Source organism: Rhizobacter sp. Root1238 (assembly GCF_001425825.1).
In the GTDB taxonomy this organism is placed as follows: domain Bacteria; phylum Pseudomonadota; class Gammaproteobacteria; order Burkholderiales; family Burkholderiaceae_C; genus Rhizobacter.
Genome location: NZ_LMDM01000048.1, coordinates 1 through 14,819 on the forward strand (window position 1 = coordinate 1; position 14,819 = coordinate 14,819).

The window sequence follows — 14,819 nt, forward strand, 5'->3', positions numbered from 1 at the left end:
GGAACCACTGATTTATTCGGGCAGATCTCGATGGCCGAATGAGCTGCGGACGGCGAGGATGGCGGCATGAAACAGACGAGCTTTGCGAGCCTGGAGTACGCGGGCAAGAAGCGCCAGACGAGGCGCGAGAAGTTCCTGGGCGAGATGGAGCGCGTGGTGCCGTGGTCGGCGTTGTGCGGGCTGATCGAGCCGCACTATCCGCGCAGCGGCCGTGTCGGCCGCCCACCGATCGGTGTGGAACGGATGCTGCGGATGTACTTCCTGCAGCAGTGGTACAGCCTGAGCGACGAGGGCCTGGAGGACGCGCTCTACGACAGCCAGGCGATGCGCGAGTTCGTGGGCGTGGATCTGTCACGCGAGCAGGTGCCTGACGCGACCACGCTGCTGAAGTTCCGCCGGCTGCTGGAGCAGCACGAGCTGACGAAGGCGATCTTCGAGAAGGTCAACGCGCACCTGGGCGAGCGCGGGTTGCTGATGCGCGAGGGAACGCTGGTGGACGCGACGATCATCGCGGCGCCGAGCTCGACGAAGAACCAGGACGGTGAGCGCGACCCTGAGATGCACCAGGCCAAGAAGGGCCAGCAGTACTACTTCGGCATGAAGGCACACATCGGCGTGGATGCCGACTCGGGCCTGGTGCACAGCGTGCACGTGACCTCTGCCAACGAGAGCGACGTGGTCAACACGCATGCGCTGCTGCACGGCCAGGAGCGCCGTGTGCACGGCGACTCGGGCTACACGGGTGTTGCCAAGCGAGAAGAGATCATCAAGGCGCAGGACGAGGGCCGCATCCGCGGTGACATCGCTTGGCTGATCGCGACCAAGCGCGGCGTGCTCGCTGCGATGGCCGACGGGGTGCACAAGCGCTTGGCAGAGTTGGTCGAACACAAGAAGGCGCAGATCCGGGCGCGGGTGGAGCACCCGTTCCACATCGTCAAGAACCTGTTCGGCCACAAGAAGGTCAGCTATCGCGGGCTGGCCAAGAACCGGGCGCGCATGTACAGCCTGTTCGCGCTGGCCAACCTGGCGATGGCCAAGAGGCCGTTGCTGAGGCCCGCCGGGGTCAGTGCGTCTTGAGGGCCAAGACGAGCTCGCCAATCGTTCAAAACCCGCGGAAACTCGCGCTCGCCGCGGTGCACCGGTGTTCGCAGAGAAGCTGTCGGCTCCAGAAATTGAATTGATCAGCACATCCCCAATCGTTCAAAACCCGCGGAAACTCGCGCTCGCCGCGGTGCACCGGTGTTCGCAGAGAAGCTGTCGGCTCCAGAAATTGAATTGATCAGCACATCCTTAAGGGTGAGTTCGAGGGCTGCGAGCACGGCAAGAGAATTCGGTTTGAGAACGGCATGAGTCTCGTTTGCGACTCCTACTCGTACATGTACGCCTACCAGCCTGACGCCGTAATCTTCACCAAAGGGGTGACGCTGAAAGGGAGGTCCTATGTGCTGATCAAGGTACTCATCGATGACGAATTCTTCGATATGCACATCGTGGCCGTGAAATAGGATAGTGCCCGGAGAGAGAGACTAGCTTGGGATGCTCAAAGCGCTCAATGGGCACTTTGCGCAGTGGAATTGATCCGCGGGCCGCCATTCGGAATCCAGATCACCGGAAGGTCCGGCAGCCAACGATGCCGAGTTCGTTGCCGTCGTGAGGGGCAGCAGCCGGGGACAGCCCACCCAACAGTTAACATAATATACATTGTCGCGCTTAAGGAGCAACCAGCCAGAAGCCTCGCCCGGCCGCCCATCGCCCCGGCTTCGCATTTGCCATCGCCCGTTCGCATGGGTCTGCTGCCGCATCTGCACCGGGCCGGACACTGCTGCCACGGCCGCGTCCGCGCCGCAAGCACTGAAAGGTAAACACGTGTTGCCAACGAATCCAGCCAATCCAACCCGGAGGGACCTCGTCCATGACTCGACTGACCCATGACCACCTGCTGGCGATAGAACGCCATGCCGACTTTGCGCCGGTGCAGCAGCTGCGGCTGCAGGTGATGCAGATCCGCGACGAACTGCAGCACCTGGTGGCCGACGAAGCCGACTACGCCCGTGCGCTGCTGATGAAGCTCGGCCGCATCGTCGACGAGCAACTGACGCCGCGCGTCAGCACGCAGCCGCCGCCCGCCTGGTTCGGCGACTGGCAGCCACCCACGTGGCTGACGCAGCCGATCCAGGTCACGGCTGCCGCCATCGCCACGCCACGCTCGATGCCGGCGATGCACGGCCGCATCGGCCGCCGACGACCGAAGACCGGTCCCACCCTGCCGCAGCGCGCGATCGGCGCGGGCACGGCCTGAGCCTTGCCCGGCAGCAGCCGCAGCGTCCCCGCACGCTGCGTGCTCTGCCTGGCATCGTTTGCAGCACCCGAAGTCGTTTCGACAACAGGGTGAACTGCACAATTTCTCCTCTTGTTGTGACTAGGGTCGCCGGTGCTCCACCGATCCGCAAACACATTCAGGAGGACTGATCATGAGCACCGACCTACTCTCGCAGCCGTCGACGCCGCACGGCAACAGCCCCGAAACCACCGCCCGCTACGCGCGCTGCATCGAGATCTCCAAGCGCGTGCGCTGGGAAATCGACCGCGACGTCATCCGCAGCCGCACCTTCGATTTCGACCGCAAGTTCCTGCCCGACGGGCTGACGCACCTCGAGCACCTGCACGGCTTCAGCACCGGCGAGAAACGGCTGCTGAGCCAGATCCAGGGCCGCACCTACGCCAACATGTTCGGCATGGTCGAGCGCTTCATCAACGCCAAGCTGCTCGAGGTGAGCCGCGAGCACTGGTTCGGCGACCAGGTCGCCCTCGAGGCGCTGATCCGCTTCAGCGACGAGGAGCTGAAGCACCAGGCGCTGTTCCGGCGGCTCGAACACCTGATGGCCACCGGCATGGCGCCGGGCTACCAGTTCGTGCCCGAGGCCGACCCCGTCGCGCGGCTGGTGCTCGGCAAGTCGACCTGGGCCGTGCTCGCGCTGACCTGCCACATCGAGCTCTTCACGCAGACGCACTACCAGCGCAGCATCCACGTCGACCCCGACCTGTCGGAGCTGTTCAAGGACGTGTTCCTGTTCCACTGGAAAGAAGAATCGCAGCACGCGGTGCTCGACGAACTGGAATGGCGGCGCGAAGACGCCAAGCTGACACCGCCCCAGCGCGATGCCGCCGTCAACGACTTGATCGAACTGATGCGTGCCATCGACGGCCTGCTGCTGCTGCAGAGCCAGGCCGACGTGCGGTACTTCGTCCACCTGCGCGGCCAACCGTCGCCGGAGCAGCTGGCCCGGCTGCACGCGGTGATGCTGAAGGCCTACCGCTGGCAGTACATCGTCTCCGGCATCGAACAGCCCCGCTTCTTCCAGCTGCTCACCGGCATGCTGACCGAGGAACAGGCCAGCCGCGTGACCCGCGCGCTGACGCCGATGATCAGCTGACCCATCAGCCAAGCGCCCACCGGAATCCCCGGGGCTCCCGACCGGCAAAACGCGGCATCATCCGCGCATGAGGATGGGGCATCACGAAGGTCCGGCGACTCCGGAAGCAGTAGCGGGGTCCGGCTCGGCACCGGCCGGGGAGCCCCTCGCCCCGCGCCGGCCCGGGCTGCGCCGCAGCCAGTCGGTGCTGGCGGCGGGGCTGGCGGTGATGGTGCTGACGCTGTCGGCCGCCGGCTTCGTCAGCTGGCGCAGCCGCCAGGATGCCCTCGACGACTGGCGGCTGTTCCTGTCGAAGCTGTCGACACTGGCCGTGCGCCACGCCGACCAGACGCTTGCAGCGGCCGATGCCGTGCTCGGGCGCGTCGTCGACGACATCCAGAAATCCCAGCCGATCGACGAAAGCGCGTTGCGCCGCATCGCCGGCCGGCAGGCGGTGTTCGACATGATGCGCGAGCGCCAGAAAGACCTGCCGCAGATCGACGTGATCTCGATCGCGACCACCGCCGGCGACCTCGTCAACTTCTCGCGCAGCTACCCGCCGCCTGACATCAACCTGTCCGACCGCGACTACCTGAAGACCCACCTGGCCAATCCGTCGCTGGAAGTCTTCCTGTCGGAGCCGGTCAAGAACCGCGGCAACGGCCGCTGGACCTTCTACCTCGCGCGCAAGCTGCGCAATCCGCAGGGCCGGATGATCGGCATCGCACAGGTCGGCATCGACAGCGAGTACTTCGAGCGCTTCTACCGGTCGATGAACTTCGACCAGAGCGACGTCTCGCTCGCGCTGCTGCGCGGCGACGCGACGCTGCTCGCGCGCCATCCGCCGCGCGAGGATTTCATGGGCCAGGTCATCAAGGGCAGCGCATCGTTTCGCGCGTTGTCCGAGGGGGCGCGGGCCGGTGGCACCGCCCTCTTCAACGATGCGCGTGCCACCGACCCGAGCGACTCGCGGCTGCGCATCGTCGCGCCGGCGGTGTCGCAGACCTACCCGCTGGTCGTCAGCATCATCGCGACCGAAACCGTCGTGCTGGCGCACTGGCGGCGCAGCACCTGGCTGGTCGCCTCGCTGGCGCTGGTGATGAACGCCCTGCTGCTGTGGCTGACCTGGTGGGTCTACCGCCTGCTCGAGCGGCGCGACCACATGCTGAGCGAACTGGAGCGCGCCCGCTCGGCGGCCGAAAGCGCGAGCCGCGCGAAATCAGCCTTCCTGGCCAACATGAGCCACGAGATCCGCACGCCGATGAACGGGGTGCTCGGCATGACCGAGCTGCTGTTGCAGACCGGGCTGACGCCGCGCCAGCGCGACCTCGCGACCGCCGCCTACGGCTCCGGCGAAACCATGCTGCACCTGATCAACGACATCCTCGACGTGTCCAAGATCGAGGCCGGCAAGGTCGAGCTCGAGGAGATCGACTTCGACCTGTCCGCGCTGGTGCACGACGAACTCGGCATGTACGCCGCGGCGACCCGGCGCAAGGGCGTCGCGCTGGCGGTGGAGATCGGCGGCGGCGTGCCGCAGGTCGTGCGCGGCGACCCGATGCGCCTGCGCCAGGTGCTGGCCAACCTGCTGAGCAATGCGGTCAAGTTCACCGAGCACGGCGAGATCGAGCTGAAGCTGGTCGCGGTGGGCGACGAGGCCTCCGGATCGCGCATCGAATTCAGCGTGCGCGACACCGGCATCGGCATCGACGACGCGGCCCGCGCGCAGCTCTTCCAGCCGTTCACCCAGGCCGACGGCTCGATGACCCGGCGCTACGGCGGCACCGGGCTGGGCCTCGCGATCACGCGGCAGCTGGTGACGTTGATGGGCGGGACGATCGCGGTCGAAAGCGCCAAGGGACGCGGCTCCACCTTCTGCGTGCGCATCCCGTTCGCCGCGGCGCAGGGCCTGCCCGCCCCGCGCGAGCGGCCGGCCGCGCCGGGCGGCCAGGGAACGCCGCTGGCCGGCCGGCGCGTGCTGCTGGCCGAGGACAACCCGGTCAACATGGAGGTGGCCGCGGCGATGCTGGAATCGCTGAACCTGCAGGTCGATCGCGCCAGCGACGGGCTGCAGGCCATCGCTCGCTGCCGCGAGCGCGTCTACGACGCGGTGCTGATGGACTGCCAGATGCCGGGCATCGACGGGCTGGAGGCGACGCGGCGCATCCGCGCCCACGGCGAACGCGACCTGCCGATCATCGCGCTGACGGCCAATGCGATGGCGGGCGACCGCGACGAATGCCTGGCCGCCGGCATGAACGACTACATCGCGAAGCCGTTCACCCGCGACGTGATCGAGCATGTGCTGCAGCGCTGGCTCAGCGCGCCGCCGCGCCTGGCGCCACAGGCGCTGGCCGAGCTGCGGGCCCGGCAGCGCCCTGGCATGCACGATCTGCTGCATTCGGTCACGTCGACCTTTCTCGGCGAGGCGCCGCGGTTGCTGCACCAGATGCGCGCGGCCACCCGCGAACCGGTGCAATGGGCCGAACTGAAGCGCGCCGCCCATGCGCTGGCCACCTCCGGGCGGCAACTGGGCGCCGAGCGGCTGGCCACGCTGTCGATGGCGCTGGCCGACAGCGTGCACACCGGCACGGCGGGCAACCTGGACGCGGCGCTCGACGAGATCGGCGCCAAGCTGGCACGCGTCGAGTCGGACGTGCGCGGCTTGTAGCGGTGCCGACGCGCCGCGGCCTGCAGGCCGCGTTCCTGCATGCGAACATCGGGCCGACACCTTTGCGACGGAGACCTCCATGGCAACCCGCGGATTCTTCGGCCGCCGCCCCGCCACCGACCTGGCGAAGCGGCTGCCACCGGGCCAGCACCTCACCGACGATTTCCCGGTGCTGTCGTACGGCCCGACACCCGATGTACCGCTCGCCGACTGGCGCTTCACGCTGCACGACGGCCCGCGGCCGCTGGCCAGCTGGTCGTGGGACGAATTCAACGCCCTGCCCCAGACCACCTGGCGCGGCGACATCCACTGCGTGACCACCTGGTCGAAGTTCGACACCGAATGGCAAGGCGTCACCATCGACGACCTGCTGCGCGCCGCCGGCATCGAGGCGCCGACGCCCTGGGTGCTGGCCCGCTCGTTCGACGACTACGACACCAACGTGCCGCTGGCCGACCTGGTCGGAGGCCGGGCGATGGTCGCGACGCGCTTCGGCGGCGCCCCGCTCGCCCCCGAGCACGGCGGCCCGGCGCGGCTGCTGGTGCCGCACCTGTATTTCTGGAAGAGCGCGAAGTGGCTCAAGGGCCTGCGCTTCACCGCGCGCGACGAAGCCGGCTTCTGGGAGCTGCGCGGCTACCACATGCGTGGCGATCCGTGGCGCGAGCAGCGCTACACGAACGATCCGTGATGGCCACCGGCACCTGGCAAGAGGTCGCGGTCGACGCGATCGTGCGGCGCACGCCGCGCGTCGTCAGCGTGTTCCTGCGGCTGCAGCTGCCCGCGTCGCTGGCCGGCCAGCACCTGGACCTGCGGCTGTCGGCGCCCGACGGCTACCAGGCGCAGCGCAGCTACTCGATCGCGTCGGCACCAGGCGCGGCGCCGGTCGAGCTGCTGGTCGAGCGGCTCGACGACGGCGAGGTCTCGCCGTGGTTCCACGACGCCGCCGAGGCCGGCGACACGCTGGAAGCGCGCGGCCCGATCGGCGGTCATTTCGTGTGGCAGCCGGCCGACGGCGGACCGCTGCTGCTGGTCGGTGGCGGCTCGGGTGTCGTGCCGCTGCTGGCGATGCTGCGGCTGCGGCACACGGCCGGTCGTGGCGTGCCGACGCTGCTGCTGTACTCGGCGCGCCGCCACGAGGAGCTGATCGCTGCCGATGAACTGGGCGCGATGGCATCGGCCGATCCATCGCTGCGGCTGGTCTTCATCACGACCCGCGAACCCGCCCGCCGGCCCGGCGACCTCGACCGCCGGCTGGACGACGCGCTGCTGCGCGAGGCACTGGCCGACTGGGGCCACGCGCCCGCGGCCACCTTCGTCTGCGGCGCGACGCCCTTCGTCGAGGCGGTGGCATCCGGGCTGCGCGCCGCCGGCCTCGATGCGTCGACGATCCGCACCGAGCGCTACGGCGGGGCCTGACGCCGGGCCGAGCGCCGGGCCGCCCCAAGCCGGCCCGGGTCCCCTCGGGGGACCGCCCGACGTACCCGTCGGGCGAGGGGTCGTCATCTCGGGAGACAATCGCCCGATGTCCCGCCCTGCCCTGCGCACCGTCTGCGCCCACCGCTACGTCACGCCGCTGCGCGAAGGCGGCTCGCTGCCCGCGATCATCGAGGCCGATGACGAAGGCCTGTACGTGCTCAAGTTCCGCGGCGCCGGCCAGGGCCCGAAGGCGCTGATCGCCGAGCTGGTGTGCGGCGAGCTGGCCCGCATGGCCGGCCTGCTGGTGCCCGAGATCGTGCTGGTCGAACTCGAGGCCGAACTCGCCCGCACCGAACCCGACCCCGAGATCCAGGACCTGATCCGCGCCAGCGCCGGCCTGAACCTCGCGCTCGACTACCTGCCCGGTTCGGTCACCTTCGATCCGCTGGTCGACCGGCCGGCCGCCGACATCGCCTCCGCCATCGTCTGGCACGACGCCTTCGTCACCAACGTCGATCGCACGCCCCGCAACAGCAACCTGCTGATGTGGCACCGGCGGCTGTGGCTGATCGACCATGGCGCGGCGCTGTATTTCCATCACTCGTGGGATGGCCACCTCGACCGCGCCGCCAGCCCTTTTGCGCTGGTGCGCGACCATGTGCTGCTGCCGTTCGCGGCCGCGTTGCCCGAGGCCGATGCGCGCATGCACGAAGCGATCACGCCGCAGGCGATTGCCGAGATCGTCGCGCTGATTCCCGATGCCTGGCTCGACGAGCCGGAGGTGTTCGCCGACCGGGCCGCGCACCGCCAGGCCTATGCCGACTACCTGACGCGCCGGCTGGCGGCGTCGCATGTCTTTGTCGAGGAGGCGATCCGTGCCCGCTCCCAGCTCCGCTGACCTCTGCACCTACGACTACGCGATCGTCCGCGTGGTGCCGCGGGTCGAGCGCGGCGAGTTCATCAATGTCGGGGCGATCGTCTCGTGCGCGCCGTCGGGCTTCCTGCAGGCGGGCATCGAGGTCGACGACGCGCGGCTGCTGGCGCTCGATCCGGGGCTCGACCTGGCCGCGATCCGCGCGTCGCTGGCCGCGATCCCGGCCATCTGCCGCGGCGGTGCGGACGCCGGCGCGCTCGGCCGGCTGCTGCCCCGCGAGCGTTTCGACTGGCTGGTCGCGCCGCGCAGCACCGCGATCCAGACCTCGCCGGTGCACACCGGGCGCTGCCGCGACCTGCCGGGCGCGCTCGAGCGGCTGCTCGACGCGATGGTGCGGCCGCGCCGCGCTGCCATCGCGGGCAGCGCAGAAGTTCAGCCGAGGTAGCGGCTTTCGAGGTGCCGCCGGAAATGCAGCGGGTTCAGCGTCTCGCCGCTCGCGCGCACCGACAGTTCGGCCGTCGTCCAGCGGCTCGCCTGCTGCCAGACCTGCTCGCGCAGCCAGTCGAACACCGGTGACAGGTCGCCGGCAGCGATGCGCGAATCGAGATCGGGGTGCTGGCGGCGCAGCGTCGCGAACCACTGCGCGGCGTACATCGCGCCGAGCGTGTAGCACGGGAAGTAGCCGAACAGGCCCTCGGGCCAGTGCACGTCCTGCAGCGGGCCGTTGGTGAAGTTGCCGCGGGTGTCGACCCCCAGCAGTTCCATCATGCCGGCGTCCCACAGCGCCGGGATGTCTTCCGCCTCGATCTCGCCTTCGATCAGCGCGCGCTCGATCCGGTAGCGCAGGATCACGTGCGCCGGGTAGGTCACCTCGTCGGCGTCGACACGGATGAAGCCCGGGTTCACCCGCGTGACCAGGCGGTACAGGTTGTCGGGCGCGAAGGCCGGTTGCGCGCCGAAATGCGTGGCCAGCATTGGCGCGAGCAGCTGCGTGAAGCCGCGGCTGCAGCCGAGCTGCATCTCGAAGCTCAGGCTCTGGCTTTCGTGGATGGCCATCGAGCGCGCACTCGACACCGGCTGGCCGAGCCAGCTGCGCGGCCGGTTCTGCTCGTAGCGGCCATGGCCGGTCTCGTGGATGGTGCCCATCAGGCTTTGCAGGAAGCCGTCTTCGCGGTAGCGGGTGGTCAGTCGCACGTCTTCCGGCACGCCGCCGGAGAACGGATGGGCGCTGGTGTCGAGCCGGCCAGCGTCGAAATCGAAGTCCAGCAGGTGCATCACCGCCTCGCACAGCCGGCGCTGCTGCTCGACCGGGAACGGCCCGGTCGGCTCGATGCAGGTCTCGCGGGACTGCCGCTCGCGCACCTGCGCGATCAGCCCGGGCAGCCATTGGCGCAGGTCGTCGAAGACGCGGTCGACCTCGACGCTGGTCATGCCGGGCTCGTAGCGGTCCATCAGCGCGTCGTATTTCGACAGGCCGGTCTGCTGCGACAGCAGGCTCGCCTCTTCGCGCCCGACGCGCAACACCTCGCGGAAATTGACGACGAAGCCGGCCCAGTCATTGGCCGGGCGCTGCGTGCGCCACGCGTGTTCGCAACGTGCGGTGGCCAGCGAGCGAGCCTGCACCAGCGATTCGGGGAGCGCGTTCGCGAGCTGCCATTCGCGGTGGATCTCGCGCAGGTTGGCGCGCTGGAAGTCGTCGAGCGGCTCCTGCCCGGCGCGTTCGAGTTCGCCGGCGGTCGACGGATCGGTGCGCAACCGATGCATCAGCGCCGAGAGCTCGGCCACCGCGGCGGCCCGGGCGTCGTTGCCCTTGGGCGGCATCATCGCGGCCTGGTCCCAGCCGGCGATGGCGCGAAGGTGATCGAAGTGGTGAAGGCGTTGGCTCAGGGCGGCCAGCGCGTCGTAAGCGGGTGTCTTGGTGGTCATGTCATCGATGCGTTGTGCATCGATGCTACGTCAGGCCGGCCTGGCCGGACCCGGACAGACCCCGAGGAATTCAGTCGGCCGAATCGGCTTCCGATTCGGGTTCCGCGTCGATCAGGTGATCGTAGGCGTTGATGTCGGACTCGACGCGCGGGATCAGCGGCTTGTCCAGCGGGCGGCAGATGCGGCGCTGCAGGCGTTCGAGTCGCTCGGAACGCTCCATCGCCTGGAACACTTCGGCCGGATTCATCATCAGAACGAAGGGGTTGCCAACGATCTCGGTGCTGTCGGTGCTCTGCATGGTGACGCTCCAGTGAACGGGGTGTATCGATGGAGTCACTGTAGGCGCCGCGTCCGCTTCCTCGTAGTCGGTACTGCTCCAAACGAGGGGTCAGAAGAACCCTGACATGCCTGTCGGTGGCGGAGCGAAGGAGCCGGTGATCCAGCTCCATATGAAATCATATTTATCTTTACAGATCAATGAACTGCATGCGTTACCTCATGCAAAACTTGAGATCTGAATGCTTACACCGGCGCCGGGGCAGGCAGGCGAAACAGCGCTTCGAAATTCCGACTGGTGTGGGCCGCGACCTCTTCCACCGTGCAGCCTTTCAACTCGGCGAGCTGCTTGGCGACGTAGGGCACGTACGCCGGTGAATTGGTCTTGCCGCGGTACGGCACCGGCGCCAGGTAGGGGCTGTCGGTCTCGATCAGGCAGCGGTCCAGCGGCACGTAGCGCGCGACCTCTTTCAGCTCGACGGCGCTCTTGAAGGTCAGGATGCCGGAGAACGAGATCAGGAAGCCGAGGTCGAGCGCCTCGCGCGCGACGGCCATCGTTTCGGTGAAGCAATGGAACACGCCGCGCGAGCGGCCGGCGCCCTGCTCCTTCAGCAGCGCGACGGTGTCGTCCGACGCGCTGCGAGTGTGGATGACGAGCGGCAGGTCGCGTTCGAGCCCGGCGCGGATGTGCACCCGGAAGCGCTCGCGCTGCCATTCCATGTCGGCGATGCTGCGGCCGTTCAGGCGGTAGTAGTCGAGCCCGGTCTCGCCGATCGCGACCACCTTGTCGCGTTGGCTCAGCGCCACCAGCGTCTCGACGCTCGGCTCGAGCACGTCCTCGTTGTCGGGGTGCACGCCGACCGAGGCCCAGAAGTTGTCGTGACCCGCCGCCAGCGCCTGCACGCCGTCGAACTCCTCGAGCGTCGTGCAGATGCACAGCGCGCGGTCGACCTGCGCGGCCGCCATCTCGGCGCGGATCTCGTCGAGGCGGGCATGCAGCTCAGGAAAGCTCAAATGGCAGTGCGAGTCGACGAACATGGGGAACGGCGGGAGCGGGAAATTGGCGTCGACGGGCCCGGCGCGGTGCGCCGGCAGGCGGGTTCAGATCGTCTGCGTCGGCTTGGACGACTGGATCGAGGTGCCGAGGATCTCTTCGATCTTCAGCTTCAGCACCCGCGTCTTCTCGTCGGTCGGGAAGCGCACGCCGACACCCTGGGTGCGGCCGCCCGAGGCGTTGGGCGGCGTCAGCCACGACACCTTGCCGGCGACCGGATAGCGCTGCGGATCGTCCGGCAGCGACAGCAGCAGGTAGATGTCTTCGCCGAGCTTGTACTCGCGGGTGGTCGGCACGAACAGGCCACCTTCGCTGAACAGCGGGATGTAGGCGGCGTACAGCGCACCTTTTTCGCGGAAGACCAGCTGGATGACGCTCGGCCGCGAGGCCGCGGCCGGTGCGACTGCGCGGGAGGGAGTGGCGGAGGAATCGCTCATCGGGCCGAGTGTACCGAAGGACCCTTGGCATGGCGTGCCGGTGCCAGCGCCTCGCGGGCCTGTTGCACCAAGGATTCCACCATCACCGGCTGATTCCACGGGTGTTCGCCATGCCGGCTCGCGGCCGACAGCGACGCCGCCCAGCGCGTCAGGCCGTACAGCGGCATCGCCGGTGGCAGCGAGGCCGGCGGAAAGTAGCGCGGCGGTGCACCGCACGCCAGGCACAGCGCGTCATGGCAGAGCTTGTGCATCGCCTCCAGCAGCCGCGGCAGCGGCCAGGCGGCCAGTTGACCCGCGTCGCCGGCCGCAAGCTGCTTCGGCAGGCGCAGCCAGGCCACCGCGTCGACGCCGTCCTGCGCCCAGTCGAGCGCCTGCAGCGGCTGGCCGCCGGCCGCGGCGAGCAGCACGTCCGGTTGCGCGATCTTGTGCTCGGCCAGCCAGCGGGTCGCCTGGTCGGTCGGCGGCAGCGCGAGCGGCAGCGCCTGGCAGCGGCTGCGGATCGTCGGCAGCAGCGAATCCGGCGAGCCGCTGCTGAGGATGAAGCGCGCCTGGCCGGGCGGCTCTTCCAGCGTCTTCAGCAGCGTGTTGGCCGAGATGCCGTTCATGCGCTCCGCCGGGTGCAGCAGCACGACCTTGCCGCGCCCGCGCGCCGAGGTGGTCTGCGCGAAGTTGACCGCGCCGCGGATCGCCTCGACCTTCAACTCCTTGCTCGGCTTGGCCTTCGAGGCCTTGGTCTCGCTGTCGCCGCCGTCGTCGGCGCTGTCCCAGCCCAGCGCTTCGCGCAGCGCCTCGGGCAGCAGCACCAGCAGGTCGGGATGCGAGCGCGCCTGCACCAGGTGGCAGCTCGCGCAACGCCCGCAGGCCGGCTTGAACTGTCCGGCCGGCACGGCCTCGCACAACCACGATTGCGCCAGCGCCAGCCCCAGTTCGAACTGGCCGATGCCCTGCGGCCCGTGGATCAGCAGCGCATGGCCGCGCTGCGTGCGCAGCGCCTCGTCGAGCGCCGTCGCCAGCCAGGGCAACGGCAGCTTTCCTTCGGGATCTACCACGGGTACTGCTCCAACGAGGCGAGAACTTGCTGCCAGACCTGCTCGCGCGGTGCGGCGGCATCGATGCGGACGATGCGATCCGGCGCGGCCTGCAGGCGCGATGCATACCCCGAGCGGACGCGCTCGAAGAAGGCCAAATCTTGTTGTTCGAAACGGTCCGGCGCCCGCACCGCGGCACGGCGTTCGGCCGCCAGCGCGGCCGGCAGGTCGAACCAGAAGGTCAGGTCGGGCTGCAGGTGGCGGTGCACCCAGCTTTCGAGCGTGGCGAGCACGCCGGCATCGAAGCCGCGCCCGCCGCCCTGGTAGGCGAAGCTCGCATCGGTGAAGCGGTCGCACAGCACGGTGCGGCCGGCGGCCAGCGCCGGTTCGATGACCTGCGCCAGGTGGTCGCGGCGCGCGCCGAAGACCAGCAGCGCCTCGGTCAGCGGGTCCATCGGCGAATGCAGCAGCAGTTCGCGCAACTGCTCGGCCAGCGGGGTGCCGCCCGGCTCGCGGGTCAGCACGACCGGCTGGCCGGCGCTGCGCAGGTGTTCGGCCAGCGCGTCGATGTGCGTGGACTTGCCGGCGCCGTCGATGCCTTCGAAGGTGATGAATCGTCCGCGCACGGGCACTGGTGGCTACTTCTGGTACTGGTTGACCGCGCGATTATGCTCGGCCAGCGTCTCGCTGAACTGGCTGCTGCCGTCGCCGCGGGCCACGAAGTACAAGGCCTTGGTGGTGTCGGGCCGCACCGCGGCCAGCAGCGAGGCCCGCCCCGGCATCGCGATCGGGGTCGGCGGCAGCCCGGTGCGCAGGTAGGTGTTGTACGGGCCGTCGGTGGTCAGGTCACGCTTGCGCAGGTTGCCGTCGAAGGCCTCGCCGAGCCCGTAGATCACCGTCGGGTCGGTCTGCAGCGGCATGCCGATGCGCAGCCGGTTCGTGAACACGCCGGCCACGCGGCTGCGATCGGCGGGCGTGCCGGTCTCCTTCTCGACGATCGAGGCCAGCGTCAACGCGTCGTCGGCATTGCGCAGCGGCGAGCTGGCGGCCCGCTCGGCCCAGGCCAGTTCCAGCTGGCGCTGCATCGCGCGGTGCGCCCGCTTCAGCACCGCGACATCGCTTGCGCCCTTGCTGTAGGCATACGTGTCCGGATAGAAGCGGCCTTCGGGCGACAGGCCGGCCGCGCCTATCGCGGCCATCAGCTGCGCTTCGGTCATGCCGGTGGTGGTCTGCTTCAGGTTCTCGGCCTTCGCGAGTTCGGCGCGGAACTGGCGGAAGGTCCAGCCTTCGATCAGGCGCACGGTGGACAGCACCTCGTCGCCGCGCACCATCTTGTCGAGCAGGCCGCGCGGCGTGATGCCGCGCGCGATCGCATAGCTGCCCGCGCGGATCTTGCGCGCCTGGCCCGACCAGCGGAACCATTCGTAGAGCAGCACCGGCGGCGCCTGCACGCCGGCCTGGGTCCAGGCCAGTGCGACCTCGCGCGGCGAGGTGCCGGGTTCGATCGACACCTCGACCGCATCGGCATTCAGCGGCAGCGGCTGCTGCAGCCACCACACCGTGCCGCCGACGGCCGCACCGACGACGAGGAGGCCCAGCACGAACACCAGCAGGACGAGACGGCGCAGGAATTTCACGGCGGGAAGCTCGAAAGAAGGCCCGGAGACCCCGGTCGGGACCCGATGACGGGCGCTGATGATAATCGGCACTTCCGCACGGCTTGT

Annotated in this window: 16 protein-coding genes; 9 read left to right on the top strand and 7 right to left on the bottom strand. The window is 69.0% G+C overall.

Features of this window, described 5'->3' with window-relative positions; genetic code table 11:
* The first annotated feature begins 66 nt into the window (after nucleotides 1-66).
* From ASC98_RS25450 to ASC98_RS25485, 9 genes are all read left to right on the top strand, one after another.
* The gene (locus ASC98_RS25450; RefSeq protein WP_056810710.1) at nucleotides 67-1,077 is read left to right on the top strand and encodes an IS5 family transposase; all 1,011 of its coding nucleotides are present in this window, start codon (nucleotides 67-69) and stop codon (nucleotides 1,075-1,077) included.
* 299 nt (nucleotides 1,078-1,376) lie between these two features.
* Entirely contained in the window at nucleotides 1,377-1,505 is a 129-nt protein-coding gene (locus ASC98_RS32070; protein ID WP_255358844.1) for a hypothetical protein, read from the top strand.
* Between the two features lie 407 nt (nucleotides 1,506-1,912).
* Nucleotides 1,913-2,299, top strand: a complete 387-nt coding sequence (locus ASC98_RS25455) for a hypothetical protein (RefSeq protein WP_056808934.1) — start codon at nucleotides 1,913-1,915, stop codon at nucleotides 2,297-2,299.
* 172 nt (nucleotides 2,300-2,471) lie between these two features.
* Entirely contained in the window at nucleotides 2,472-3,434 is a 963-nt protein-coding gene (locus ASC98_RS25460; RefSeq protein WP_056808931.1) for a hypothetical protein, read from the top strand.
* A gap of 67 nt (nucleotides 3,435-3,501) precedes the next feature.
* Entirely contained in the window at nucleotides 3,502-6,084 is a 2,583-nt protein-coding gene (locus ASC98_RS25465) for an ATP-binding protein (protein ID WP_082542308.1), read from the top strand.
* Between the two features lie 79 nt (nucleotides 6,085-6,163).
* Complete coding sequence (locus ASC98_RS25470) at nucleotides 6,164-6,772, top strand: sulfite oxidase-like oxidoreductase (protein WP_056808927.1); 609 nt, start codon at nucleotides 6,164-6,166, stop codon at nucleotides 6,770-6,772.
* Nucleotides 6,772-7,500: an FAD-binding oxidoreductase gene (locus ASC98_RS25475; RefSeq protein WP_056808925.1), complete on the top strand. Its 729-nt coding sequence runs from the start codon at nucleotides 6,772-6,774 to the stop codon at nucleotides 7,498-7,500. The genes ASC98_RS25470 and ASC98_RS25475 overlap by 1 nt, the downstream gene beginning before the upstream one ends.
* A gap of 106 nt (nucleotides 7,501-7,606) precedes the next feature.
* Complete coding sequence (locus ASC98_RS25480) at nucleotides 7,607-8,398, top strand: HipA family kinase (protein ID WP_157598277.1); 792 nt, start codon at nucleotides 7,607-7,609, stop codon at nucleotides 8,396-8,398.
* On the top strand, nucleotides 8,376-8,819 hold the full coding sequence (locus ASC98_RS25485; protein WP_235581395.1) for a DUF3037 domain-containing protein: 444 nt from the start codon (nucleotides 8,376-8,378) through the stop codon (nucleotides 8,817-8,819). Before ASC98_RS25480 ends, ASC98_RS25485 begins: the two co-directional genes overlap by 23 nt.
* On the opposite strand, the gene ASC98_RS25490 is transcribed toward ASC98_RS25485, so the two are convergent.
* From ASC98_RS25490 to mltG, 7 genes are all read right to left on the bottom strand, one after another.
* Nucleotides 8,807-10,300, bottom strand: coding sequence for a carboxypeptidase M32 (locus ASC98_RS25490; RefSeq protein ID WP_056808922.1), 1,494 nt, complete (start codon nucleotides 10,298-10,300; stop codon nucleotides 8,807-8,809). The two genes, ASC98_RS25485 and ASC98_RS25490, sit on opposite strands and share 13 nt — an antisense overlap.
* Before the next feature lie 70 nt (nucleotides 10,301-10,370).
* Complete coding sequence (locus tag ASC98_RS25495; RefSeq protein ID WP_056808920.1) at nucleotides 10,371-10,598, bottom strand: hypothetical protein; 228 nt, start codon at nucleotides 10,596-10,598, stop codon at nucleotides 10,371-10,373.
* 224 nt (nucleotides 10,599-10,822) lie between these two features.
* Entirely contained in the window at nucleotides 10,823-11,614 is a 792-nt protein-coding gene (locus ASC98_RS25500; RefSeq protein WP_056808918.1) for a TatD family hydrolase, read from the bottom strand.
* Between the two features lie 63 nt (nucleotides 11,615-11,677).
* A complete protein-coding gene (locus ASC98_RS25505; protein WP_056808915.1) occupies nucleotides 11,678-12,067 on the bottom strand; it encodes a PilZ domain-containing protein in 390 nt (129 codons plus the stop codon).
* Entirely contained in the window at nucleotides 12,064-13,116 is a 1,053-nt protein-coding gene (holB, locus tag ASC98_RS25510) for a DNA polymerase III subunit delta' (protein ID WP_056808914.1), read from the bottom strand. The genes ASC98_RS25505 and holB overlap by 4 nt, the downstream gene beginning before the upstream one ends.
* Entirely contained in the window at nucleotides 13,110-13,721 is a 612-nt protein-coding gene (gene tmk, locus ASC98_RS25515) for a dTMP kinase (protein ID WP_056809264.1), read from the bottom strand. The genes holB and tmk overlap by 7 nt, the downstream gene beginning before the upstream one ends.
* Nucleotides 13,722-13,733: 12 nt before the next feature.
* On the bottom strand, nucleotides 13,734-14,732 hold the full coding sequence (gene mltG, locus ASC98_RS25520; protein ID WP_082552787.1) for an endolytic transglycosylase MltG: 999 nt from the start codon (nucleotides 14,730-14,732) through the stop codon (nucleotides 13,734-13,736).
* Between the last annotated feature and the right edge of the window lie 87 nt (nucleotides 14,733-14,819).

What these genes read in the sequence shown, in the direction of transcription:
- ASC98_RS25450 (WP_056810710.1), top strand. Translation starts at nt 67, where the DNA reads ATGAAACAGACGAGCTTTGCGAGCCTGGAGTACGCGGGCAAGAAGCGC.
- ASC98_RS32070 (WP_255358844.1), top strand. Translation starts at nt 1,377, where the DNA reads ATGTACGCCTACCAGCCTGACGCCGTAATCTTCACCAAAGGGGTGACG.
- ASC98_RS25455 (WP_056808934.1), top strand. Translation starts at nt 1,913, where the DNA reads ATGACTCGACTGACCCATGACCACCTGCTGGCGATAGAACGCCATGCC.
- ASC98_RS25460 (WP_056808931.1), top strand. Translation starts at nt 2,472, where the DNA reads ATGAGCACCGACCTACTCTCGCAGCCGTCGACGCCGCACGGCAACAGC.
- ASC98_RS25465 (WP_082542308.1), top strand. Translation starts at nt 3,502, where the DNA reads ATGAGGATGGGGCATCACGAAGGTCCGGCGACTCCGGAAGCAGTAGCG.
- ASC98_RS25470 (WP_056808927.1), top strand. Translation starts at nt 6,164, where the DNA reads ATGGCAACCCGCGGATTCTTCGGCCGCCGCCCCGCCACCGACCTGGCG.
- ASC98_RS25475 (WP_056808925.1), top strand. Translation starts at nt 6,772, where the DNA reads ATGGCCACCGGCACCTGGCAAGAGGTCGCGGTCGACGCGATCGTGCGG.
- ASC98_RS25480 (WP_157598277.1), top strand. Translation starts at nt 7,607, where the DNA reads ATGTCCCGCCCTGCCCTGCGCACCGTCTGCGCCCACCGCTACGTCACG.
- ASC98_RS25490 (WP_056808922.1), bottom strand. Translation starts at nt 10,300, where the DNA reads ATGACCACCAAGACACCCGCTTACGACGCGCTGGCCGCCCTGAGCCAA.
- ASC98_RS25495 (WP_056808920.1), bottom strand. Translation starts at nt 10,598, where the DNA reads ATGCAGAGCACCGACAGCACCGAGATCGTTGGCAACCCCTTCGTTCTG.
- ASC98_RS25500 (WP_056808918.1), bottom strand. Translation starts at nt 11,614, where the DNA reads ATGTTCGTCGACTCGCACTGCCATTTGAGCTTTCCTGAGCTGCATGCC.
- ASC98_RS25505 (WP_056808915.1), bottom strand. Translation starts at nt 12,067, where the DNA reads ATGAGCGATTCCTCCGCCACTCCCTCCCGCGCAGTCGCACCGGCCGCG.